Annotated in this window: 22 protein-coding genes, 1 other RNA gene and 2 pseudogenes; 2 read left to right on the plus strand and 23 right to left on the minus strand. The window is 35.5% G+C overall.

Annotated features, from left to right (window positions below; genetic code table 11):
* Positions 1-11: 11 nt before the first annotated feature.
* From IPH11_04875 to IPH11_04955, 17 genes are all read right to left on the minus strand, one after another.
* Positions 12-377 (minus strand): SET domain-containing protein, encoded by a 366-nt coding sequence (locus IPH11_04875; protein MBK6913017.1) that lies wholly within the window; start codon positions 375-377, stop codon positions 12-14.
* The gene (locus tag IPH11_04880; GenBank protein MBK6913018.1) at positions 364-519 is read right to left on the minus strand and encodes a hypothetical protein; all 156 of its coding nucleotides are present in this window, start codon (positions 517-519) and stop codon (positions 364-366) included. The genes IPH11_04875 and IPH11_04880 overlap by 14 nt, the downstream gene beginning before the upstream one ends.
* 42 nt (positions 520-561) lie before the next feature.
* Positions 562-711, minus strand: coding sequence for a hypothetical protein (locus tag IPH11_04885; GenBank protein MBK6913019.1), 150 nt, complete (start codon positions 709-711; stop codon positions 562-564).
* On the minus strand, positions 648-1,391 hold the full coding sequence (locus tag IPH11_04890) for a hypothetical protein (protein MBK6913020.1): 744 nt from the start codon (positions 1,389-1,391) through the stop codon (positions 648-650). The genes IPH11_04885 and IPH11_04890 overlap by 64 nt, the downstream gene beginning before the upstream one ends.
* Positions 1,392-2,278: 887 nt before the next feature.
* Positions 2,279-3,316, minus strand: coding sequence for a CehA/McbA family metallohydrolase (locus tag IPH11_04895; GenBank protein MBK6913021.1), 1,038 nt, complete (start codon positions 3,314-3,316; stop codon positions 2,279-2,281).
* Between the two features lie 83 nt (positions 3,317-3,399).
* Entirely contained in the window at positions 3,400-4,431 is a 1,032-nt protein-coding gene (locus IPH11_04900; GenBank protein ID MBK6913022.1) for a hypothetical protein, read from the minus strand.
* A complete protein-coding gene (locus IPH11_04905; protein ID MBK6913023.1) occupies positions 4,388-4,951 on the minus strand; it encodes a hypothetical protein in 564 nt (187 codons plus the stop codon). The genes IPH11_04900 and IPH11_04905 overlap by 44 nt, the downstream gene beginning before the upstream one ends.
* Positions 4,952-5,053: 102 nt before the next feature.
* On the minus strand, positions 5,054-5,710 hold the full coding sequence (locus IPH11_04910) for a hypothetical protein (GenBank protein MBK6913024.1): 657 nt from the start codon (positions 5,708-5,710) through the stop codon (positions 5,054-5,056).
* Between the two features lie 32 nt (positions 5,711-5,742).
* Positions 5,743-10,050 (minus strand): hypothetical protein, encoded by a 4,308-nt coding sequence (locus IPH11_04915; protein MBK6913025.1) that lies wholly within the window; start codon positions 10,048-10,050, stop codon positions 5,743-5,745.
* On the minus strand, positions 10,029-11,579 hold the full coding sequence (locus IPH11_04920) for a cytochrome C (protein ID MBK6913026.1): 1,551 nt from the start codon (positions 11,577-11,579) through the stop codon (positions 10,029-10,031). Before IPH11_04920 ends, IPH11_04915 begins: the two co-directional genes overlap by 22 nt.
* A gap of 43 nt (positions 11,580-11,622) precedes the next feature.
* The gene (locus IPH11_04925) at positions 11,623-12,894 is read right to left on the minus strand and encodes an NAD(P)-binding domain-containing protein (GenBank protein MBK6913027.1); all 1,272 of its coding nucleotides are present in this window, start codon (positions 12,892-12,894) and stop codon (positions 11,623-11,625) included.
* Between the two features lie 229 nt (positions 12,895-13,123).
* Positions 13,124-13,726 carry a tetratricopeptide repeat protein gene (locus IPH11_04930; GenBank protein ID MBK6913028.1) on the minus strand — a complete coding sequence of 201 codons (603 nt, stop codon included), beginning with the start codon at positions 13,724-13,726 and terminating at the stop codon, positions 13,124-13,126.
* An 8-nt stretch (positions 13,727-13,734) separates the two neighbouring features.
* Positions 13,735-14,658: a hypothetical protein gene (locus tag IPH11_04935; GenBank protein MBK6913029.1), complete on the minus strand. Its 924-nt coding sequence runs from the start codon at positions 14,656-14,658 to the stop codon at positions 13,735-13,737.
* Between the two features lie 112 nt (positions 14,659-14,770).
* Entirely contained in the window at positions 14,771-15,070 is a 300-nt protein-coding gene (locus IPH11_04940; protein MBK6913030.1) for a hypothetical protein, read from the minus strand.
* 14 nt (positions 15,071-15,084) lie between these two features.
* Positions 15,085-15,951 (minus strand): diaminopimelate epimerase, encoded by an 867-nt coding sequence (locus tag IPH11_04945; GenBank protein MBK6913031.1) that lies wholly within the window; start codon positions 15,949-15,951, stop codon positions 15,085-15,087.
* 212 nt (positions 15,952-16,163) lie between these two features.
* A complete protein-coding gene (locus IPH11_04950) occupies positions 16,164-16,349 on the minus strand; it encodes a TM2 domain-containing protein (protein ID MBK6913032.1) in 186 nt (61 codons plus the stop codon).
* Entirely contained in the window at positions 16,312-16,542 is a 231-nt protein-coding gene (locus IPH11_04955; GenBank protein MBK6913033.1) for a DUF2752 domain-containing protein, read from the minus strand. Before IPH11_04955 ends, IPH11_04950 begins: the two co-directional genes overlap by 38 nt.
* Before the next feature lie 125 nt (positions 16,543-16,667).
* Between IPH11_04955 and IPH11_04960 the strand changes: the two genes are divergently transcribed.
* The gene (locus IPH11_04960; protein MBK6913034.1) at positions 16,668-17,762 is read left to right on the plus strand and encodes an alpha/beta hydrolase; all 1,095 of its coding nucleotides are present in this window, start codon (positions 16,668-16,670) and stop codon (positions 17,760-17,762) included.
* 103 nt (positions 17,763-17,865) lie between these two features.
* Here IPH11_04960 and IPH11_04965 read toward each other — a convergent pair whose 3' ends face one another.
* Positions 17,866-18,504: an NAD(P)-binding domain-containing protein gene (locus tag IPH11_04965; GenBank protein MBK6913035.1), complete on the minus strand. Its 639-nt coding sequence runs from the start codon at positions 18,502-18,504 to the stop codon at positions 17,866-17,868.
* A gap of 248 nt (positions 18,505-18,752) precedes the next feature.
* On the opposite strand from IPH11_04965, the pseudogene IPH11_04970 reads away from it, so the two are divergent.
* Positions 18,753-20,558: pseudogene (locus tag IPH11_04970) on the plus strand (hypothetical protein).
* A 98-nt stretch (positions 20,559-20,656) separates the two neighbouring features.
* Here the strand turns inward: IPH11_04970 and ssrA are convergent.
* From ssrA to IPH11_04995, 5 genes and pseudogenes are all read right to left on the minus strand, one after another.
* Positions 20,657-21,011, minus strand: a transfer-messenger RNA (tmRNA) gene (gene ssrA, locus IPH11_04975).
* A gap of 67 nt (positions 21,012-21,078) precedes the next feature.
* A pseudogene (locus tag IPH11_04980) lies at positions 21,079-21,626 on the minus strand (cob(I)yrinic acid a,c-diamide adenosyltransferase).
* Positions 21,623-22,726, minus strand: a complete 1,104-nt coding sequence (locus tag IPH11_04985) for an aminomethyl transferase family protein (protein MBK6913036.1) — start codon at positions 22,724-22,726, stop codon at positions 21,623-21,625. The pseudogene IPH11_04980 and the gene IPH11_04985 overlap by 4 nt, the downstream one beginning before the upstream one ends.
* A 151-nt stretch (positions 22,727-22,877) precedes the next feature.
* A complete protein-coding gene (locus tag IPH11_04990) occupies positions 22,878-23,735 on the minus strand; it encodes a hypothetical protein (protein MBK6913037.1) in 858 nt (285 codons plus the stop codon).
* Between the two features lie 30 nt (positions 23,736-23,765).
* Positions 23,766-25,130, minus strand: a complete 1,365-nt coding sequence (locus IPH11_04995) for a dipeptidase (protein ID MBK6913038.1) — start codon at positions 25,128-25,130, stop codon at positions 23,766-23,768.
* Between the last annotated feature and the right edge of the window lie 239 nt (positions 25,131-25,369).

Here is a 25,369-nt window from a genome sequence, read left to right on the forward strand (position 1 = left end):
CAAGTTGGCAATTATATTGTTTTAAATTTAAACCTTTTTTCTTCTCCATCCCATCCGTAATCAATCGTTAGTTCTTCGCCGTGCCTAATATCTTCTAATGCAATTATCCTTACCTTATTCCCCACTTCATCATAATCTATATTCGGATTTTCAGAATGATTCAAATATTTTAGTTTGCATTCTCTTAAATCATATATGCTTTCAAAAAAGAAAAATCTTTCTTTATCCTCAACCAAATTATCCCATTCGTCCTCCTCTATAATAGGAAGTATGTATTCGCAATATTCATCTTTGTTTATCTTTTGTTCTGAGAATAATCCTAATCCGTTTATTTTGGACTTTTTAACCGAAAGATTGAACCTGTCATTTAGACTCATAATTACCTTTTAAAAATATTGGTATAATATACGCCGGAATATCGCAGCAACCACCGCCCCATAATTTCGGGGTGTATGGGGGTAAATCAGGTTGAATTTTTACAATAAAAAACCCCTGCCAACTTTCATTAACAGAGGTCATAAAAAAAATCACTCTTAGTTATTACTATTACGACATTTGTCTCTATTTTAATAATATCATTTTCTTTGTTGAAGTATTTGAACCAATAACAAGCTGATAAAAATAAGTTCCTGATGAAACCTGAGTTCCTATATCATTCCTTCCATCCCATACAATAGAATATTCCCCTGCTGAATTATGTTCCTTTTGAATTTTTTTATCAGTTCACCTTTTAATATCGTATATGAATATTTGCAGCCCCCTGGTTCATTTATACTGTATCTGATGGTAGTAGTAGGATTAAAAGGATTTGGAAAATTTTGTTTCAGATTGAAATTAATAGGTCTCGTGTTGTTGTCATCCGATATTGCAGTTAGTGGAACACCAGTCGAATAAATTAGATTTAAAAATTCACCTTGAACATCATCTACTATCAATAGTTCTAATATACCATCATTATCAAAATCATTAAGGGTTTTAAACTTATCACGTATAGCTCCACTCTCTGAATCATATTCAAAAATTATTTCATTACTTACGGGATCAATTATTCTTGTGATTGCATTAAAAGAATCATAAAATATAAAATCGCGCACACCATTCCCATTGAAGTCAATATATGGATTAAAGTATTCCGAATAATTTAAATAATTAACAAAGTTTGATAAATAGCCGAAGTTTATAATTGAATATTTTTTACTGAGTGAAGCTCCGTCGTAAAACACAACAGAATCAACATCAAATAACATAAAATCGCCAATGTTGTCTTTGTCTATGTCCCCAAGATAGTAGGCGATTCCCCAAGAGGGTAGCTGTCCTTCAAATGTAAATTGTTGTGCGTGAACTATGTTTGTAAATAAAATTATCGATAAAAGCACAATTAAAAGTTTCATTCTATTTTCCTCTTGTTCTTTATTCTAAGAAGTAATTTTTGATTATCAATTTTCACATTTTTATTCCCATGCAACGAACAATAAAATATTATTAGTAAAATACACTGATTGCATTCGGAAGGCAAAATAAAATAAATTTCTGATATAAAAAATATATGAATTCAAAAGCTTATTCTTTAATATGCTTACTATAAAATCTCAACCCCCGCCTATTCATTTCAGGGGATATAGGGGTCACTTTTGGTTGAGATTTTTGATCAATTATTTTACGATAATGTTTCTAACATCTAAGTGTAGATTTCTCTCCTAATATTATGTTAAAATCTAAATATCCTATTGCTTAGATAAAATAACAATTCAACCTTCACAAGAAAATAATAAAAAAGATTTTTATTGACATTAGTCAATTAGATGCTTATATTTGAACCAAATGAAAATAGAAACTTCTAAACTGAAAACATTCACGAACTTTGGTAAGATGAAAAACATATCAAGGCAGCGAATACATATTGCAGTGCAGGAAGGAAAGTTTGATACCTTAGAGATTGATGGAATAAAATTTATAGTTCTAAATGACAAAGCAGTCAAATACGAAAAGCAATTTCCCCGATAAATAATTTTTTGAAAAACTGAGAAATACCACCTTGACAAACATTTTGAATATTGAAGAAGCCTAAGCAGTTTGGGGAGTGGTATCCCTTCAGTTCTGTTTAGGCTTTTTTTTAATAAACTGTTCTTTGGTAGTCTGAAATAAAGGTAAAATTTTATAGAATGGTTAACAAAACAGTTAACACTTTGATTAAAAGATTAGAATTTAAGCTATTCGAACCCTCAACCTTCGGAACCGGAATCCGACGTTCTATCCAGTTGAACTATGGGCGCAATTGTTAAACTATTCTAATGTGATTCGAGTAAATCCAGGCTTTATTTTGATGGAAAACCTCAACTCGATAAATACCTGATTTGCTTACATCAAATTTTATGGTTCGGGCTATTTCTGAATTTACTAATTGACCGTTATGAATCAATCTGATTTCTGCTTCTAATTTAGGAATTTCAACTACTAATTTAATATTTCCCTCTGATTCTATTGTCTCACCCATTTGGAAAATTTTATTATCGTATTCGGCATAAAACTTAAATCCGCGGGAATCAGCATGATAGTCATTTGCAACAAAACAAAGTCCTTTAGCTAAAGAATTATATAAAATATTTTTTGCTAAGGTCTTATCTGTTTTATTATTTATTTTTTCCTTAGCAAAAATGTGTGTGCGAATTGATTTAAATAATACTTTATACGGAAAAATTTGGACTTCAACAAAACCTAATAAATTATATTTATGAGCATGTGCATCAATACCGCCAATGCCAACTACTTTGCGGCTAAGACTTAATTCGTCCCATACTTTTAAAGTTTCGGGTGGAGGTGCAACAATCGTCTTTAATGGATGAAGGAAAGATTGATATTTATTTTCTTCGGTAAGGTTTTCCATCCACTCGGACATGTGATTCCAGATTTCAATTCCGGTAAAGTCTGTTGTATTCCATTCAACCCAGGGATAAGGAGGGTGCTCGGCAAGGTGATTCCGCTTTTCATGAGGATGAGCAAGAAAACTAATACCGCCTTTTTCTTTTACCATCCTGACATAATCTTTTGCAGGCGTTCTTGTGGAAATTGTTTCATCAATATTGAAAGCTAATACATGATTTTTATTTTCTTTATCATTGATTTCACAGCCTACTAAAAGCAGTGTGTTTTTATACCATCCTTCAAAACCGTCTTTAAGTGCACGCAGCGTGTTGTGGTCGGTCAGTAGGATAAAATCTAACCCAACTTCAGAAGCTGCCTGAGTGATTTCTTCTACTTTACCGGAGCCGTCCGAAAATATAGAATGGATATGTATTGCACCGATGTATTCGTTCATAGCTTAAAAATTATTTGCCGGCAAGATAGAAAGAAAAGAAATTATTGAAAAGGTATTAAATAGAAGAAAATTGAAAAACTCTTTTAGAATCTTGTTGACAAATCAAGTATGACTCGTCCGTATGTTCTCTCGGCTTCAAATGTGCCTTCGTAACCCAATGATAAAAATATATTATCAATTATTCGCGAGGAGAGATCGAGCCCGATTGAACTTTGTTTAAGTGCGGCGGGATTGTTGAGATATTTATAATCAGTAATTCTATAACTAAATGAAGTATAAATATTACCATTAAAAATATCCTTGGATAATCTGAATCCATAAAGCGAGCCGTCAATGAAGCTTGACATAATACGAGTGTATGATACAGTTGCTGATGTTTCAATTAACGGCAGACTCGAATATGTAACGAAGCCAGAAAAATTCCGGCTTGGTTTAATATCGCTTTCCTGACTTCGATATCCAAAATTAAACCCGAAGAAAAGCCCATTTATAGGTTTGATATTTACTCCAAGTCTAAAACCCTGACGCGTTTCTCTTTCAATAATGCTATCGAGATAAGACTTGAAAGTTTCGTAATAGATAACATTTTTTCTTGCATCATAAGAAGCAGAAAATGACAGCACGTTTGATGGATTATATCTTCCGGAAATATAAATGCTCGTTAAAGAAAAATCGCTTTGGTCCTGTCCCAATTCGCGTTTGAATAAATCAACTTCGGAAGAAATAAAAATATTTGTTTTATCAATAGCGTTATTGGTATGCTGAAAGTAGATAAATCTACGGTCAGTTTTAAAATCATTTGTTTGCTGAAAGATAGACAATGTATTATCCATTCTTTTTTTACCAATCGAATCGCTGCGAGTAATAAACACACCGTACTCGAATAATTTAACATTGTACCCCATATCATAGTAATTCGGTCTAGAGCCGGCAATTGCACCTAAAGAAAATTTTCCAAAATATTTTTCGATGTGCAATCCGTCAACGGTGCTAATATTGGTTACTTTTCTATTTAAATGACGACCAAGCCATATATCCCAATTATTTTCAACTTTGTAATTCAAAGCGAAATCATAAACGCGCAAGCTTCTTCCCCCCGCCAATATTTTCCGCATTGAATCTAAATGAATATCTCCACCTTTGATAATCATCATCAAAAATTAAATTGGAAAAATTAGAATACGATTGTACTGAAATTTTTCCGGAGATTTTTGGTTCAATGATTTTAACATAAGATGACTTTACTGTGGATAAAGAATCTTCAACAGATAGGATTTGAACTGTTGAATCAATCGAGGAATCAACTCCTGCAAGTTGATTTTCAAGCACTGAAGTTTTGATGCGGGCAAAAACTTCATCACCAACTTTTAATTCACTTTTTTCATTAAGTAATTCACCTGCCACAGAACGCGATGAAATAAAATTCGCTCTCAGTATGGGTATCAGTTTCTTTTTAGATCGGACAAACAAAGAATCTCCAACTGAAATTCCTTCAGTATTTTCAAATTGCACATAAACATTCTGTGAGGAAAGATAAGTAACCTTTCCGCTTATTTCATGAAAATTTATTTCTTGTCCATTCGCAGAGAAAATAAAAAGCAAGAGCAGATTTAATATTATAATAAGTCTTCTCATTGAATCTTATTTCTCTTACCTTTTATTTTCAATTTTCTATTATCCCAATCATCAGTGCTATGACAGGACCAGCAATCAGTTCTGTCACCCGGATCATGTTCATCAAGAAAATCTTCCATCTTGACAGCTTAAACACTGCGGATCATAGTTTGTACCCGAATGACAATCAGAACAATCGAAATTATTATGTGGATTGTTTAAAGTAAAAAAGTTATGATTGAATGTAGCCGGAGTCCAGCCAGTCTGAGTATGACATTCCAAACAATCGTGATTGAAATTTAAAGTAACATGCGGCGGATCATTTGTTACATTAAAATCATTGTCGTGGCAACCGAAACATGTATTTGGAGTATTATTATAATCACCATTATGACAGCTTGCGCAATCATTCGCTATTGAAGCATGCGCTCCAACAAGCTGATAAAAATCATTATGAATCGGGAATGTCGCCGGTGCCCATCCAGGATTTGTCGTGTGGCAAGTCTCGCAAGTTGTTGGCAAAGCTAATACAGTATGGTTTGGATTAATACTTTGGCTGTAATCAGTTTTGTGACAGGCAAGACACTGAGTAGGCGTGCCTTCAAAACCATTAGCATGACATTGTGAACAATCTGTTGTCAGATGCGCTCCCGTTAACGGGAAGTTAGTCGTTTGATGATCAAATGTGACATCACTCCAGGCAGAAGCATTATGACACATTTCGCAATTTGTGGGATAGCCCTGTGTAAGATGATTCGGCGCAATTTTAAATTCTGACATATGACAAGAGATACAATCGGAATTTAATCCTGTTACAGTACCTTGATGGCAGGATGAACATTGAATCTGCGAATGTACTCCTGTAATTCAAACCCGGTTGTCGCGTGATTAAAGGTGGAGGGTATCCACGCTGTGGTTGTATGACAGCTTTCACAATTAGTTGGCAAACCTGCAGCCGGATGATTTGGATTTTGTGTTGCATTATATGCTGCGATATGACAAGCATCGCAATTTGTAGGTGTTCCCGAATAGCCGTTTGCATGACAGCTTTCACAAGCAACTGTAAGATGTGCGCCAGTCAATGGGAAATTGGTGGTATTATGATCGAATAATGCCCCATCCCAGGTAGAGGTGGAATGACATTCCCAGCAATTGGTTGGATCGCCGGGATCATGCTCATCATTAAAATCATCAAGATGGCAGCTTAAGCATTGAGGCTGATAATTTGGTTGTGAATGACATTCTCCACAATCAACATTATTATGCTGCGAAGATATAGGAAAAAAGCTGTGATCAAATGAAGCCGGCGTCCAGGCAGTCTGGGTATGACATTGCAGACAGTCGTGATTAAAATTCAGTGTCACATGCGGTGGATCATTTGTTACATTAAAATCATTATCGTGACAGCCGAAACATGTGTTTGGCGTATTGTTGTAATCCCCATTGTGACAGCTTGCACAATCATTCGCGATAGAAGCATGTGCACCAATCAACTGATAAAAATCATTATGAATCGGGAATGTCGCCGGTGCCCAGCCAGGATTTGTAGTGTGACATGTTTCGCAGGTTATTGGTAATGATAATGTTAAATGACTTGGATTTATACTTTGCTTATAATCCGACATATGACAAGCATCGCAATTGGTAGGTGTTCCCGAATATCCATTAGCATGACAACTTTCACAAGCAACTGTGAGATGTGCGCCGGTTAACGGGAAATTAGTAGTATTGTGATCGAACAATGCCCCATCCCAGGTTGAAGTAGAATGACATTCCCAGCAATTGGTTGGATCGCCTGGATCATGCTCATCATTAAAATCATCAAGATGGCAGCTCAAACATTGAGGCTGATAATTTGCCTGTGAATGACATTCTCCACAGTCAACATTATTATGCTGCGAAGATATAGGATAAAAATTATGATCGAATGAAGCCGGCGTCCAGGCAGTTTGGGTATGACATTCCAAACAATCGTGATTAAAATTTAAAGTCACATGCGGCGGATCATTTGTTTCATTAAAGTCATTATCATGGCAGCCGAAACATGTGTTCGGTGTGTTGTTGTAATCACCGTTGTGGCAGCTTGCACAGTCATTGGCAATTGCAGCGTGAGCCCCTATCAATTGATAAAAATCATTGTGAATCGGAAATGTCGCCGGTGCCCAGCCAGGATTTGTAGTGTGACATGTTTCGCAAGTGGTAGGCAATTGTAATGCAGTATGACTTGGATTTGTACTTTGATTATAATTCGTCATATGGCATGCATCGCAATTGGTTGGGGTTCCTTCAAAACCATTAGCATGACATTGCGAACAAGTAACAGTTAGGTGTGCGCCGGTTAACGGAAAATTAGTTGTCTGATGATCAAATGTAACATCACTCCAAGCCGAAGCATTATGACACATCTCGCAATTTGTCGGGTAGCCTTGAGCAACATGTTCAGGCGCAATATTATAATCATCCTGATGACATGATATGCAATCCGAGGAAAGACCGGTAACAGTCCCTTGATGACACGAAGAACATTGAATAACAGCATGCTGCCCTGTTAATTCAAAACCAGTTGTTGTATGACTAAAGGTGGAGGGAACCCATGCAGTTGTGGTGTGACAGCTTTCGCAATTTGTTGGCAACCCTGCTGCCTGATGATTTGGGCTAACAGCCCCATCATAATCAGATTGATGACAACCAACGCATTCGTTTGGGGGATTATTATAATTTCCATTATGACAGCTTTCGCAATCATATGATATTTGTGCGTGTGCGCCTGTTAATAAAAAGTACTGATCGTGTTGCGGAAATAATGCCGGCGACCAACCAGGATTTGTAGTATGGCAAGTTTCGCAAGTGATTGCTATTCCCAAAGTCTGATGATTGGGATTCGTTGTGTTATTAAAATCTGTTTGATGACAATCACTGCATATCGTACTTGTTCCTTCATAACCATTTTGATGACATGCTATACAATCAAGTGAAAGATGTCCACCTGTTAAAGGGAAGTTTGAGAATTGATGATCAAATGCGCCGTCAGCTTTTCCATCCGGATGGCAGGCATAACATTCTTCACTCTGATAAATATAACCTTGAACCCCCTGATGTTCATTATCCGTATCAGCTTGATTGTGTTCATGACAAGTGATACAAGAGAAAATAGAAAAATCACCCTGATTAGTATGGCAATCAGCGCAATCATTCCACTCCCCATTGTGTTTACCACTGTATATCGGGAAGTATTGTCCATCGTGATCAAAATTTGCCGGCGTCCATCCACTCGTTGTATGACAATCCTCACAGGTAGTTGGGAAGCCCGCAGCAATATGATTTGGATCAACAGAATTTTCATAATCTTGTTGGTGGCATGCATAACAATCCGTTGGTGTTCCAGTGTATCCATTCGTATGACACTGCTGACAATCAACTGTTAAATGTTTTCCCGTTAATGGAAAGTTAGTATTGTTATGATCAAAGTTTGATGGAGTCCACCCCGCCGTTGTGTGGCAAACTGTGCAATCAGTTGGATAGCCTTCCAGCAAGTGATTCGGATCTGTGGTCCCGTTATAATCCTGTTCGTGACACGCGAAGCAATCCGTTGGCGTTCCAGTGTATCCATTCGTATGACACTGCTGACAATCAACTGTTAAATGTTTTCCCGTTAATGGAAAGTTAGTATTGTTATGATCAAAGTTTGATGGAGTCCACCCCGCCGTTGTGTGGCAAACTGTACAATCAGTCGGATAGCCTTCCAGCAAGTGATTCGGATCTGTGGTCCCGTTATAATCCTGTTCGTGACATGCGAAGCAATCCGTCGGTGTTCCAGTGTATCCATTAGTATGACACTGCTGACAATCAACTGTTAAATGTTTTCCCGTTAATGGAAAGTTAGTATTGTTATGATCAAAGTTTGATGGAGTCCACCCCGCCGTTGTATGACAAACTGTACAATCGGTTGGATAGCCCTCCAGCAAGTGATTCGGATCTGTGGTCCCGTTATAATCCTGTTCGTGACAAGCGAAGCAATCTGTGGGTGTTCCAGTGTATCCATTCGTATGACACTGCTGACAATCAACTGTTAGATGTTTCCCAGTTAATGGAAAAGCAGTAAGGTTATGATCAAACTGAGCATCGTTCCAATCATCAGTATTATGGCAAAGAGTACAGTCGGTTGGATAAGCTTCCTGTATATGATTCGGATCGTTTGCAGTATTATAATCTTGTTCATGACAGGCAAAACAATCCGTTGGTGTTCCGGTAAAGGTGGTAGCATGACATTCCTGACAATCAACAGTTACATGCTTCCCTGTTAATGGGAAGTTAGTAAGATTATGATCAAAGTTTGCCGGTGACCATGCATTTATATCGTGACACTCTGTACAATCAATCGAAAATTCCGCAGCGATATGGTTGGGGTTAACCGACTCATCATAATCTTGTTTGTGGCAAGCATAGCAATCGGTTGAATGTCTGGTAAATGTTCCGGGTTGATGACACGAAAAACAAGGACTCATTTTGTGTCCGCCAACAAGCGGGAAAAAATCATGGTTAAAATTGTCTGCAGCCCAGTTGAGTGAATTTAGGTTGTGGCATTCCTGACAATCAGTTGAAAACTGGGATTCAATATGATTTGGATTTTGTGTCGCAAAATAATCAGCAGAGTGACAATCAAAACAATTTGTTCCCTGCGGCTCAAATGTAAAATTTGGATAGCCTGAATGACACTGCACGCAATCAGCTCGAAGGTGAGCTCCGAGTAAAGGGAATCTACTCATCTGATGAAGATTATTCATATCTTTAACAAGCCATGATTGAGGGGTGTGGCAGCGGGCGCAGTCAAAACCAACTGTGCCTTGATGAATATCTTTATGACATGTCTGACAATCGGTATCTGCATCTTTAAATATCAGTGTACTGTGACAACTCTTGCAGTCAGCGGATTGGTGTTGTCCTTCGAGAGAAAATTTTGTTTCGGAGTGGTTAAAAATAATTTTGGCTTTATCTATTTTCCAGCTTGTTTCGCTATGACACTTTGAACAATCAATGTTCAAGTCCTTTTCGTGCGGAGATTGAGCGAGCAGAGTCCCTGCGAGAATCAGCGTTAGTATTATGAATGACAAGATGCGCATTTAAAATCAGCTAATTTATATTGGATAAAAATTTGTCCGTTTTTTTCTGAAGGCTTATGACATTTTGCACAAAGAACTTTTTCGTGCGCACCAGCAAGAGAAAATTTAGTTTTGTTATGATCAAAGTTTTCCGGTTTCCAATTATTAAAAGCATGGCATCGCTGACAGTTAGATTCATCGCCTTCGTTAAATTGTCCTTGATGTTTATCATTATGGCACGATTCGCATTTTTTATCTGAAGACAAAAATAAGTATTTCTTATTTAAGTTCTCATCAACTTTAACGTGACATTTAGAACAATTAACATCAGCATGTTTTCCCGATAATTTAAATTCAGTTGAATTATGGTCGAACTTTATAGTACGCCAGCTTGCCGTTTCGTGACAAGAGGAACAATTATTTTTTGGAAGATATTTTTCTGACAATTCTTTACTGTGGACATTTTCATGACAATCAATACAATTTTCGCCAAGCTTTTTGAATTTCCAATTATCTTCTTTTAAATGACAACTCTGGCATGGCACTGCAAAATGGGCTCCGGAAAGTTCATAAGCGGATTTCTTGTGCTGCTCAATTGTAAATAATGAAGGCTTGAACCCATCCACATTGTGACAATCAACGCAATCGCGGGTAGAATTATTTAGAGCAATCTCCCCTTTGTGATAATCAGAATGACAATCAACACATTTTTCAAATTTAGGTTTTACAGAAATTCCATCTTTATGGCAATCATTACAGCGCACTGCCCTGTGTTTTCCAATCAGAGGGTATTTGGTTTTACTGTGATCAAATGTTCCTTCATTAATCTGATGAAAGCTTGATGTAACGTGACAACTTTGACAATTAGCTCCAAACTTACCTTGATGAATATCTTTATGACATGATTGACAGCTTGAGAATGCCACATCCTTAAATTTCTGAAAATCCTTTCCGTTTCTTGTCTCCCTCGGATGGCATTTTACACAATCAACTTTGATGTGAGAACCGGTGAGTTTATACTTAGAGTTATTGTGATCAAAATTCTTTGCCGGCTTAAATTTATTTGTATCGTGGCACTTTTTGCAATCCGTGCCTAAAGTCTTTTGGTGGCTGTCTTCGTGACAAGCAGAACAGAAATTTTCCAAACCCAAATAAGTTTTTTTTCTTTTCTTTAAATCGCTGCTCGAAATAAATTTAGCTTGATGACACTTGCTGCAATCCAAATCTTTATGCGAACCTTCAAGAGTATAGCCGGCTTTGTTATGATCAAATTTATTTTCGTCAAAATTTATAAGTTTAAATCCTCTTCCGTAATGTTCGCCATGACAGCTCCAGCAGTTTTGCCCTTTGACACTGCTGCTTGAGTGATATCCTCTCCCTGATGAAATTAAATTTTGCACAGCTTTGTGGCAGTCGAGACATTTAGAATTGTTTACTTTCTCACCCAGCACATGACACTTGGTGCAATTACTCATTCCTTCTAAACTTTTATGTGCGTTACTTAATTCACCGGGAGATATCTGTGCAAATGAAAAATTGGTAAACGAAATAAATGCACTGACAAGCAGCAAGCACTTCAAAAAAGAAATATGATTAGTTAGAGTGTTTGAGAATAGCATCGCCAAATTTCTTTGTAATTGTTATTCCAATTTTTTCCAAAAATTTTGTCGGCAGTTCACCGCCAGCAAATACGTAAATTAAATCATTCTCGAGCGAAATAATTTTTCCATCATTAATATTGAGAATAACTGCTGTGTCTAAAATTTCAGAAACATTGGAATTGAAAATTACCTTTATTTTACCTTCTCTAACTGCAGTATCTATGTTTTCATGATTTCTTGGTTTCAATCTTGAAAAATTTTCGCTCCTGTAAGAAAGAGTAACTTCGTTATGTTCATCTGCCAAAAGGATAGCTGATTCGATTGCGGAATCTCCACCGCCAACAACAAGAATATTTTTTTGATGAATCAATTCAGGTTCAAGAAGTCTGTAATAAACTTTTTCCTTTTCTTCACCAGGAACACCAAGTTTTCGTGGTGTACCGCGTCTGCCAATGGCAAGCAGAACCGCTTTGCAAGTATAATGACCCACTGAAGTTTTAACAATAAAATGATCATCAACTTTTTGGATTTGTTCGACACGCTCATGCTCATTTATCTGAATATTATTTTTACTTAGCACTTCATTCCAAAGATTAATCAATTCGGTTTTGGTAGTTTCAACAAGCTTTATTTTTCCGTATAGAGGTAAATCCATTGGTGAAGTCATTACAATTTTTGCTCTCGGAAAATTAAAAACTGTACCGCCAAGGCTATCTTGTTCGAGTGTTAAAAAACGCAATCCCATTTTTTTTGCCGATAAAGAAGATGAAATTCCGGCGGGACCGCCTCCAACAATAATCACATCATATTGCGTCTTAATATTCTTATTTATTTTTTTGTTGAGATAATCCATTGCCTGTTTGCCTTGTTCGACTGCATTCTTAATCAACCCCATCCCTCCAAGTTCGCCAGCGATAAAGATTCCGGGAATGCTGGTCTCAAATTCCTGACTGACTTGGGGCAGTTCAACCCCCCTTTTTTCTGTACCAATGCACAGTGTAATTGCTTGCACAGGACATGCGTGGAAGCATGCACCGTGTCCAACGCATCTCGAAGCATTAACAGTGCTCGCTCTTCCGTTAAATAAACCAAGTATGTCTTTTTCGGGGCAAGCAGTAATGCAGGCACCACTGCCAATGCACATATCAGGATCAACAACCGGATGCAGTGATACCGGTTCAAAAATACCGAACTGTTTTGCTTTCTCAATTTTTTCTTCCGTGACTTTTGTTTTGTTTTTATGACTTCGGAGATAGACGAACATTGTTATAGCAAAGAGAATAAAGATCGTTCCATAGGTTAAAATATTTTCTATTAGAGTTTCCACTAATTTTCCTTCATTGATTGTTAACTTAACGGAGTAAACCAATGATTGTCATTTTAGCTTCAAATTTCGTACTCTAACGAAACTTATCAAATCAAAATAAAATAGCAACCATTGCTAACTATTTAGGTAATTAGTACAACCGATCAGTAAAAAGTGCCAATAATTTCTACTTGAGTTGCGAGAGACTTGTTTTGGTCAAGTCGGAGACTTCTGAATTTGGAAATTCAGAGAGGAGATCTTCCCATATTTTTTTTGCTTTTTCTTTATTTCCAATGCTGGCAGAAATTGCGCCTAAATTATAAAGAGCTTGAACATTTTTTTTATCATAAGATAAAATTTTATTTGTCAGTTCTTCAGCTTTGGTAAAATTTTGATTATTGTAATAAATAAAAGATAGGGAGAAATAAATGTCAGTTCGTTTTGGGTTTATTTGAAGTATTCTTTCATAATATTGAATTGCATCTATTTGTTTGTGGGCTGCAGCAAGAAAATCCGCATACTCTCTAATTTTTAAAGTATCATTTGGATTATCATCAACTGCTTTTTTTAACATTTCAAGTTTATGCTTTACATTTTCGGTAACATTATCTTTCGTTGGATTTTCCGCGGTCGGGTTTCCTAATCCACTATGGATTGAATCCTGCGGCATTACTTTATTGGAAATATCCGAGGAGTTGTTATCACTACCATTAAATTGAGTCAAAATTATTAATGCTAAAATTGCAATAACTGCAAAGCTTCCATAAAGGTACAAAGGTTTTATTTTCATTTTTTCTCCTAAAAAATCCAGGTGTAACCAAATGTAATCGCAACTATAATGTGAATTATCATTATAGCAAACATAGCAATTGCAAAGGGTAGGTGAAAGATATGCCAGTATCTAAAAAATTTCTGCATAGTACGCAACAAACCGATTCTTCTGGCAAGAATTATTTCGGATTTTGCAATATGGACTACTTCTTTTACTGTACGTTTTGGTAATCCCGCTAAAAGAACATTGCTTTTAAGTTTGTGAAGAACTTTTCGTACATCAAAAAAATCTTTTACTGCAAAGATTATACTCGTTGATAATTTAAAACTTTTGTACCTATCAGGGGAAGCTAGTCTATTAAAATCATAAAGTAAGTCTTCATCTATTTTATATTCCTTAGTTAGTCGAATCGTTAAATCATCTTTAATTTTGTTCAGTTCTTTTATGTCAAGTTCCTGTCCTTGAATTGTGTGAGGTATTTGAATATAAATAAATCTTCCAACAACCCCACTTAACACAACCAGAACCATACTCCAGAAACTTACAGCAACCAGTCCGCCAAATTTAAAAGAAGTATGAAAAAGAACGAAGATAGGTCCGACAGTACACAAGAAAATATGAAACTCAAGCCAGTTTTTTAGATAACCAATTCCATAAAATCTTTTCACTCGTTTTCTAATCATATAAGAAGCAACACCAAACACCATCATAAAACTGCCCAGAATGCCTATACCATGACCGATGAAACCCGTTGGTTTAAGATTTTCATGTTGGTATTTCAATCGGTTGTATTCCGTAGTGCCTTTTAGATCCGGATTACTTAAAGTCGTTCCAATTTCCTCTAATGGTTTAGAGTAATAGTCATAGCCATTATAGATCAACAACATAGTTGAGGCTATCCCGACTATAACAAAAAGTAAAACGTAAATTGTGTGAAGGGTTTTATTCATAATAGAATAAATATAGTGATGAGTATGACGGGAAAAGGGACATCTAATCCACTGCCATTATTTTATTCTATCTGGAAAATCTGTCCACACGGCAGACGAAGATCCTTAAATTTCAAGAGACCTCAAACATAGTTGAATATTTAGTAGTGTTTTTATTTGTCAGGTCGCTAAGTTTTCCAATTAAAATATTTATTCGTTCATTATCATTATCATCAAAAGCTTCGTAAGCCTCCATAGAGCTGAATTCATAAATCTCTTGATACTGCAAAGATTTTCCCTTGACTTCATAAACAGAATACTTTTCTAAACCTTCTGCTTTCAGAAGTGTTTTTAATTCTTTCACAACTGAAAGATATTGATCCTTATTAGTTTGGTCAACTTCATATTGTACAGAAAAAATAACTTTAGCCATTAACTCTCCATTTGTTATTGATATTTTTCCGCCGCAAATTCTCCTTCAAAGATTATTTCGGCTGGACCGGTTATAGAAATATTTTTAAACTTTCGTTCGATGATTTCAAAATTTACAATTAGTTCGTCACCCCCATAGGTTATTAATTTTATTGGTGGTTTTAATCCATCAGTAAGGGATGCGATCAGCGATGAGGCTACCGAACCTGTTCCGCAAGCAAAAGTTTCATCCTCAACTCCGCGCTCAAAAGTTCTGATGAAAATTTTATCATCAACTATGTTAATAAAATTTACGTTCGTGCCGGAAGGATAAAACTCCGGTAAATTTCTAATTTCTTTGCCAAAATTAAATACTGGGAATGTTCGAATATCGCTATAAAAAAATCCTGGTTTCTTTGAATCTACCAGCATATCTTTTATCTTCACAACTACATGCGGTGACCCGGTATCAGCATAGCAAGCAGTAATCAATTGATTGCTTGCCTTAACTTTGAAATTCAGTTTAATATTTTTCGGGTTGTTTAGATTGAATTTAACCCTGCCGTTTTTAAACACTTCGCCGCTGTATTGAACACCGTCAGATAGGAATAAGAAATCGCCTTTATTTTTCAGAAGGTTTTCACTGACATACTTTAATGCGCAGCGAGCACCATTCGCACAAAGAGTCCCGGTGGAACCATCAGCATTAAAATATTCCATGCCAAAATCATATTCACTTGATGAAGCAATTGTGATTACTCCATCTGCTCCAATTCCAAAGCGTCTATTGCAAATTTTATTAATTACAGATTGTGAAAGAACTAATTGCTTATTAATATCTTTACTGATAATCACAAAGTCATTACCAGCGCCGGACATTTTTGTAAAAATAATTTTACTCATTTCTATATGCAATTTAGCCCATTACCATTTGCATATCAATAAAAATATTAGTTCAAAACAGGATAAAATTTTTTAATTGACACTTAGTTTGCCCGAAAAAGAAGTAACTTTAAAATGAAATGAAAACAGTCAATTCACTATTACAGATTACTTGATTACACTGTCGCTACGTTTTGAAATTTGAAAGAAAGAAGATTCTCAGAACACTTATTTCAGTTGAAACTTCTCATCATCATCATAACTTCCTGAGCAACTTTTTGATTGTACTCAAAGGTTAATTTTTTATAATTAACCAGATCGACTATTGTACCAATAAGACAAAGCCCGCCGGTTAAGACATATAAAATTCCTAACCCAATATTACCAAGTACAAAACGATGAATCCCGGCTAAAAATATTTATTATCGAACTGCCCAATCCGCAGCCGGGGCAGTAATCAAATCCCAAATTCTTGAGCGGACAAATTGTGAAATGACTTTCTGAATTTAACGGACTGAATGCCAGATACGCTAAACCTACCAGCCAAAAAATCAATTCGATGTTTAGATTTCTAAAAAAAATATTTTGTTTATTAAAAATTAGTCTTATCATCAGGATAAATTAATGGAATTTTTTCGTCTTTTATTTAATGATATGTTAAACATAGAAAGTTAATTTCAAATTGACAACAAGTAATTACTCAAGCGGAGTTTATTTTATTTAAACGGAATCCCTGCGTGTTAAAGAATTTTATAATAATCTTATTTTTCATTATTTGTACTCCATTTGGTTTCTCGCAATACACTACATTTACTTCGATAGACTACATCGGCAGTAATAATCCGAGACAGACACTTGATCTTTATGTTCCGGATGACATCACCCAAAAAGTTCCGCTGATTATTTTTATTCACGGAGGGGGTTGGCATTCAGGAGGTACGGAAAATGTATTAGCATGGTGTGATACTTTACTATCAAATAATTTTATTGTTGCAGCTATTAATTATAGATTTAGTCAAGACTCAATCTTTCCCGCACAGATTTATGATTGCAAAGCCGCTGTCAGATGGTTAAAAGCTAACGCCGATTTATATTCGATTGATACTTCAAAAATTGGAGTGCTCGGTGTTTCGGCAGGTGCTCATTTGGCATCTTTGATCGGACTTTCTTCAGATGTTCCTCTGCTTGAAGACCTTTCTCAAGGCAACAGTAATTTTAAAAGTAGAATAAATGCAGTGGTTGATTTTTATGGACCATCAAATTTGCTGGAGATGAGTGATTACTCAGGTTCAGAATGTCCAAGCCCGAGAAATTATGATGAGGAAGGTTCCGTAGTCACTCAACTGCTTGGATGCATTGCTGCAGATTGCCCCGAGACAGCATTATTCGCCAGTCCGATTAGTTATGTTGATAGTGATGACCCACCCTTTTTAATTTATCATGGGACGACCGATTGCGTTGTCCCAAATAATCAGAGCATTAAGCTGTATTCTAAATTGTTAGAAAATAATGTAGATGCACATTTAAATATAATTGAAGGAGTTGCCCATGGTGATCCAATCTTTTATAATTCCAATTCTAAAATTGAAGTTCTAAATTTCTTCAATGAAAAACTAAACAACATTTGTCAAGCTTGTGATTCATCTATAACAGATACTGGAGATGAGATAAAGGTTTTCCCAAATCCATTCAATTCATTTACAACTATTGAATATACCATTTCGTCTGATGGGATAGTAAATCTTAGTTTTTTGATATGCTCGGAAGAAAAAATTAAAGATATTTTAAATGAATTTCGAAAACCAGGAGTTTATAAAAATTTTTTAAATTGAGCAACTTTATCAAGCGGAATCTATTTTGTATCATCAAAACCGCTCAATCATATTCTCAAAAAAATCATTTTTGTAAAATAAATTTTTTTAAGAACAAGATTATTTATTTTTCAATAGTTTGAATGACATGTCCAATTATTGTTCTTGAAACCATAAATAATCCACAGATGGGCAAAAGCTTCAAGAAAAATGATTGGCTGATATCACCGAGATCAATTACGCTGCCCCATCCCCACTGCATAGCAATATCATTTACAAAAACTTTGGCTTCTTTATCATTACCAGCGATAAATAAATCGGGAACACCTTCTTCGCGAGGAGCGTTAATCATTATATAAGCTGAAATGGTATTAAAAGCTTTGACTACTTTCGCAAGCGGAAGCATTTTCTGAATCTGTTCACCTCCGGAGTTGCCGAGCGTGGCTGCAAACTTAGGCGGAACACCTTGAGAAAAGTCAAGAGGATTAGTAACATCAATTACAATTTTATTAGAAATATTTTCTATCCCTGCCAATTTAATTGCGTTCACTGTTCCAGCCCAGTTTGTTGCGATGACAATTACTTCACCAAATTTTGCAGCATTTTCAAAATTACCTGTTGATGCATTTTGCCCACCAGAATTTTTCCATTCAATTAGTTTAGCTTCATCACGTGTGCCGATCTTAACCTGATATCCAAGCTTTATGAATCCATTACCCAGTTGCTGCCCTACTGTTCCAGAACCAATAATTCCAATTTTCATAATGACTCCTTGCTGATAATTTGAAATGAACTTTCTTAAAAATAATCAACTTCAAACAACAGACAAGCAAATATATTGTCTGAAAAACTCGAACTAAAATTATCTATTGAGTTATTCACTGCGCTTTTAAAGGTTTATTTTCATCATTCATACGCAAAGTTTTATTTAATCAGGTTAGTATTTCTATTGCAATTATTCGATGTGATTATCTTAGATTACTAATTGAAAACTTATTAATAAAAAGGATAATGATTTTAATGCACACTTTTCATATCCCCGTGATGGGATTAGCTTTCACGATTGACACACCGGTTAAAGCCGCACCTTATGGTATTTCCTCAGTAATATCAATAGTAGATGACGGACTTATCGAAAAAATGCGGGAATATTATTGCAACAAAATTGGGCTGCCCTACTCGTTCATATCTGAAAAAGTTAAAGACTCAAGAGCCGAAAGAATTACAAATTATCTAAATCTTATTCATCATATTGTAAACGAAAAGTTTGAAGAAGTAAAAGATTCGATTCGTGCAAAAGGTGAAGATATTTACAAACTAATTGAAATGCTTCCTGATTATTCTGAAGTAAAGAAAAAGTTCTATGAACTGATGGAAAATGGAAGTCTCCTGAAGCAGGATATCCAAAATTGGCTAAGTGAAAATATTCACCTGGGAATATTGATGTTAATATTATGACAAAAGTTGACAACGAAAATTTTCAGGGTGACGAAAAACTTCCTATTGAGTTTAATGATGCACACGCTGCTCTAAGGGGATTTGCGAAGAGCAAATTAAATTCTTCGCTCGTCCTGTCTGCAGGAATGAACCCGAGATTGTACAGCTACATAGAAAAGTTTGAAGATTTTTATCCTGATAACAATGGTTATCTACCTAAGAAAATAACGATAAAAGTCAGTGATTATCGCTCTGCAATTATCCAGGGAAAGTTTTAGCTAAAAAGGCTTGTGGGTTTCCGAGTATAGAATTGAATCCGGACTTAATTGCGGGGGGCATGCATTTGCGAGCGATGGTTTTCTATTAGGACCAATTCTGGAGGAGTTTAAAAACAATCGGGAGGAATTAATCGGAATTACTTATGAAATCTACGTTAAGGCTCTATCAAATAAGAATCGATTTCACCCCGACACACCACCTTCAATAAAAATAACTGCGCAGGGTGGTGTAGGTACTTCTAAAGAACATAATTTCCTATTGAATTATTATCAGCTTGATTCCATAGGATGGGGCACCCCATTTTTACTTGTTCCTGAAGTTACTAATGTTGATACTCAAACATTGGAACTTCTTCGAAAAGCCAAAGAAGAAGATTTGTATCTAAGTAATATTTCTCCTCTTGGTGTGCCATTCAATAGTATTAGAAATAATTCTCAGGATATTGAAAAGATTGAGCTTGTAAATAAAGGACGACCCGGCAGTTCTTGTCCAAAAAAATTTTTAACCTTCAATAATGAATTTACTAAAAACTCAATTTGTACTGCTTCGCGCCAATATCAGTTTTTAAAAATCAAAGAACTTGACAGTAAAAATTTAGATGAATCAACCCGTCGAATTGAGTTTAACAAAATCGTTGATAAAACATGTATTTGCGTTGGTCTTGGCAATGCTGCTCTACTAAATAACAATATCGAAATAAAAGGGAAAAGTATTGGGGTGTCTGTTTGTCCAGGTCCAAACATGGCATACTTTGATAAAATCTTATCTTTAAAACAAATGGTAGATCATATCTATGGAAGAAAAAATTTCATCGATGAAAATAATCGTCCTAATTTTTTTATAAAAGAATTAAAATTATATATAAACTATTTAAAACGACTTATTAGCGAATGCGGGTCCAACATTTCCGATAAGCAAGCTAAATATTTTGAGTTATTTGCTGAGAATCTAAACAGTGGAATCGCATATTACAGAACTCTGTATCTAGAACAGAAAGACAAGTATAAGCACTTCAAAGATAATTTTTTAGATGAATTAGAAATTCTATCGAATGAATTAAAAAGTATTTTCCAAGAAATTTGGTTATATCAGATTTTTTAATCTGATTTTAATTAACAACTGTAAATTCGGATTAGGGGGTATATTTAAAATAAGCATTGCACAAATCGCTGTTTGATTTTTTCAACAATACCAAGCGATTGTGGAGGTGGCGGGAGTCGAACCCGCGTCCGAAGCTAAGACCCAAGAAACTTCTACACACATAGTTTGTTTTATTTTGGCTCGAAGTTACAAAACAAACAAAGCTTGCTTTAAGCCTGCTCATAAAAATTTCGCTTACATTATAAGAGCGATAATTTCAGCTATCACTTCTAAACGACGTTCATTCAATTCCCGAAGTGACTAGAATTGACAAACGGCTGCTATTTAATTAAGCAGCGAGGGCGTAATTATATTCGCCAGTTATTGTTTTTACCATTTGTTTAACGTGTAATCCGGTGAACACGGTGCGCAGTTTAATGCATCTTCAACCCCGTCGAGACCAATTTCACCCCCGTAATCAGTTCTTAGTCGGCAGTCTTCAATTAGCAAGAAAAAAATGAAGGTCTGCAGATGTTTGAAATTACGGAACCCATTTTATGTCGGGAATATTTGAATGCTTATTTTCATAACGAGAAAGAACAAAGAATAAATCTGAAATTCTATTTGTAAAAATAATAATATTCTCGGTGATTTGTTCACTTTTTTTAATTCCACTATTTCCCGCTCTGCTCTTCTAGCAATTGTTCTGCAAATATGGAGTAATGCAGCACCTTCTGAACCTCCAGGCAAAATAAAGTTTTTCAAATCATCAAGATTAGAGCTGAACTCGTCTATCCAATTTTCAACTTCGGTAATGAATTCGGTGGGAGTTCGCTGAATGTCTAATTTTTTATTTTTTTCCGTAGAAGGAGTTGCCAAATCAGATCCTACGATAAAAAGTTTATTCTGTAAGTTGAACAAAACTTCTTTTATTTTTTCGTTTTTTACTTTAGCAAGTGTTAAGCCAATGAATGAATTAAGTTCATCTAAACTGCCATAAGCTTTAATTCTTATATTATTTTTTCCGACGCGCTCCCCCCCGAAAAGACTTGTTTCTCCCTTATCTCCTGTCTTAGTATAAATTTTCATTTCGTAAACGGAAGCTCGGAGACAATAATTTTTGTTTGAGTGTTCGGATTTAAATCTAAAATCAATTCTGATCCAGGATGACAGAATGACTTTTTTATATAAGCTAATCCAATTCGTTTTTTGAGGAACGGAGAATAACACGATGAAGTCAGTATTCCAGCTTCTTCTCCCAGATCACTTCTGATCATTTGCGGCAGACTCAATTCACTTGTATGATCTATAATTACCCCCACCAATCGTTTTTGTACTTTATCATAAGTTTGCAGCCTCGCAATAACTTCCTGACCAATGAAACAACCTTTTGTAAAACTAATATATTTTGCTAAACCTGTTTCATGCGGGTTGTACTCATCGTTGATTTCATTTGGCGCCACTGGAATCCCTTGACCGATTCTATAAATGTTATATGCATCTTCTCCAATAAAACTAAAGTTGAAGGGCGATTTTTTTTCTATTAAATATTTGATGATCTTCTGTGCGTTATTGAAATCGGAAATTGTAATGAAACTTATTGTTCCATCATAATTTTCAACTTTTAGAATAAAAAACAACATCTCTTCTATATTTAAAACTTTAAATGAATTCGTCTGCAAGGAATCTGCAAAATCTCCACATAGCATGGAAATAAATGAAGTTGCTTGAGGTCCAAGAAATTCTAGTATCGTATATTTCCCCCCTGCATCATCTACTCTAACTTCATCAGTTACAATATATTTTTTTGTCCAGTTCTTCACTTTCAATTTATGTACATTGCTGCAAAGTATTAGTTGGAAGTCTTCAAAATTTACCAGCGTCACCAGATCAATTACTCTGCCCTTTTCTGTGGTAAAAATTGTTTTAGCAATTTGTTCTTTAGCAAGGTTTTTCAGATTGTTTGTTGTTATGCGATGCAGATAGTCGATCGAGTCTGCCCCCTTCAACTCCAGTACGCCAATATGCGAAATATTTCTAATCCCCACCCCACCATAAATTGATTCAAGCTCTCTCTCAGTCTCGGAATAAACTTTAAATATTCTTTCACCGTCAAGTCCGAATGATTTGAACCCAATGGATTCCAAGTAATCCACTATAGAAAATTTTTCTAAAGCACCGTTGATCATTTTTATCCTTTAACCAGAAATTATAAACATGTTTATCATTGAAAATATTAAATTGATTTTATAATAAAATGAACATCTAATATTTTCGCTACAAAGATAAGTTGAATATTAGTTTAATAAAAGAGTGGCATATCGCCGAAGCATAGAATTATTAATATGGACGTACTTGACGAGAGTTTTTCGTATTGACATAAACACTGTCTTTCGCCCGCCATATAAATGCTACAGAATCCCGTGAGAAAACTTTATCACCAGTGTCATAAAAAATATGCTCGTAATAATCGGGGAACTTATCGTTATTCACATTAGCAATTGTTCTTTCAAAATTTATCCCTTTATACGTCATCAACAAATGCGGCTTAACAGTCAGTCCGTCAACTAAAAAATAGTTGTGATCAATATGTCCAACGCTGCTGCCATAATGAAAATTAACTTTAATAAATTTAGTCCCTCTATAATTCCATTGGCTAAGAAAAAAATTATTAAATCCTCCGTGTGAAGGTATAGGGGCTTCCCAGATCATTTGAAAATTTCCATCATTACACTTAAACAGCGTAAGATAGAAAAATGCGGTGCCAAGTTTGGTGCTGTCCAAATCAATAAAACTTTGATCATAGCCAACAATATTCTTCGGCTCAATCAATCTCTCACCCGGCTTTGATTTGGCCACAACAGCGAAAACATATTCCCCCCCATCATTATAATAAATAACCGCCGAACGAGGAATATCATAAGTAAGTTTTTTATCAACCTCTACGATATAAGTACCTTCGGGATAATTATTCAGCACATGCTCCAGTAATGCAATTGTATCACATTCGGTTCTGTTTGATGACTGCTTCTTCTTTAACTCAATATTATATTTTTGAATTTCAAAATCCTTTTGGGGGATATGCTCAACTTTTTCATTATAATCAATCTCCGAGTTTTCCTCTTTCCCGGAATCACTGCAAGAAAAGAATAAAGCTGCAACAAGAATTGTTAAACTAATATTTAAATATCGTTTCAATTTTTATATAAAAAATGAATCTATAATTATTTATTCAGCAAGTTCCGATAAAAAGTATGCTGAACTTTTAATGCCTAATTGAAAATGATTTAAATCAAAATGTTCGTTTGGCGAATGCAGATTTTCAGAGTTCAATCCCAATCCCATCAAAACAGGAGTTGCTTTTAGGATTTTTTCAAATTCCACAACGATTGGAATTGACCCGCCTTCGCGCATAAAAACGCATTTTTTCCCAAATGCTTTTTCCATTGCTCTTGCCGCAGCTTTTGTAATAGGATTGGTTATTGGTGCAACGAAGGGGCTTCCGCCATGCAAACTTGTTACATTTACTTTTACAGATTTGGGCGCAATTTTTTTTACGAACTTAGTAAATAATCTTGCTATTTTTTCAGGATCCTGATATGGCACTAATCTCATACTTATTTTTGCAGTAGCTTTTGAAGGCAAAACTGTTTTGGCACCCTTGCCTGTAAATCCGCCGATGATTCCGTTACAATCCAGTGTTGGTCTAACCCAAGTACGTTCCAAAGTAGAGTAACCTCTTTCTCCTGCAAGCTCTTTGACCCCAAGTTCTTTTGCATAAGCTTTTTCAGAAAATTTTAATAGCTTAAAATTCTTCCTCTCTTCCGTACTCAATTTCAACACATCCTGATAAAACCCGGGAATTAGAATTTTGCCATTCTTATCAATCATTTTAGAAATCATAGTTGCCAGTATATTAACAGGATTTGCTACCGCCCCCCCAAAAGTTCCTGAATGCAGATCTCTATTTGGACCAACAATTTCAAGTTCCATGTATGCCAGACCTCTAAGTCCGTAAGTCAAAGTCGGGACACCTTTAGCGAATAAAGAAGTATCAGAAATTAATACGGCATCGCATTTCAACCTATCTGCATTTTGTTTTAAAAAAGAAGAAAGACTGCTGCTTCCAATTTCTTCTTCGCCTTCAATTAAAAATTTGACATTAAGCGGAAGACTGCCTGTTGATTTGAAAAATGCTTCAACGCTTTTGATATGCATATACATTTGCCCTTTATCATCCGTAGCACCGCGAGCAAAAATTTTATCTCCAATTATAGTAGGCTCAAAAGGAGGGGTGTTCCATAACTCAATAGGATCCACAGGCTGCACGTCGTAATGTCCATAAATCAAAACAGTTGGTTTACCAGGTGCGCCGAGCCATTCGGCATAGATTAGCGGGTGACCCTCGGTTTTAATTACTTCTACATGATTCATACCTGCAGATTTTAGTTTTGACGAAACAAATTCTGCTGCGCGATTTATATCTGCCTGGTTTTCAGATAATGTGCTGATACTTGGAATTCGGAGAAACTCTTTCAGTTCTTCAATGTATCCGCCGATGTTTTGATCAATGTACTGTAAAATTTCTTTCAAATGGACCTCCGTAATGGGAAAATGTTATGTAATAACTTGTTATGAAAGCATTGTTTAAAATAATTATAACTAAAAGAGTTTTGATCTTAAGCGCCTGAAACATAATCAATTCAATAACAAGTTGGAACATTTTTGAATCTATTTTGAAAATATTTTTTAATTAGAAATTTATTAGCTAATGATTCAATCTTGTTATCCGATTATCAATTTTTGTTAAACGATACTGCCTTCTTTATATT

The organism is Ignavibacteriales bacterium (genome assembly GCA_016709155.1).
GTDB lineage: Bacteria > Bacteroidota > Ignavibacteria > Ignavibacteriales > Ignavibacteriaceae > JADJEI01.